General features: G+C 56.3%; 1 protein-coding gene. It reads right to left on the bottom strand.

Annotated elements, in window-relative coordinates:
* A partial coding sequence (locus QQZ17_RS22510) for a transposase (protein WP_284554179.1) occupies positions 1–325 on the bottom strand: 325 nt, incomplete at both ends.

Here is a 325-nt window from a genome sequence, read left to right as displayed (position 1 = left end):
CATCTCCGGATCGCGTTGCTGCTCTTTGTTCTTGGTAGAGCTGGGTGCCTCAATGATGGTGGCATCCACCAAAGTGCCTTGGGTCATCATGACGCCTGCTTCGGCCAGCCAGCGATTGATGGTCTTGAACAATTGACGGGCCAGTTGATGCTGCTCGAGCAGGTGGCGGAAATTCATGATGGTGGTGCGATCCGGCAGGGCGCTATCCAGGGATAATCGGGCAAACAGGCGCATGGAGGCGATTTCGTACAGGGCATCTTCCATGGCACCGTCGCTCAGGTTGTACCAATGCTGCATGCAGTGAATACGCAGCATGGTCTCCAGC

The organism is Citrobacter sp. T1.2D-1, assembly GCF_950098555.1.
Classification (GTDB): Bacteria; Pseudomonadota; Gammaproteobacteria; order Enterobacterales; family Enterobacteriaceae; genus Citrobacter_A; species Citrobacter_A telavivensis.
Note: the sequence above shows the minus strand (reverse complement) of the source record. Positions and strands in the feature narration are given on the sequence as shown.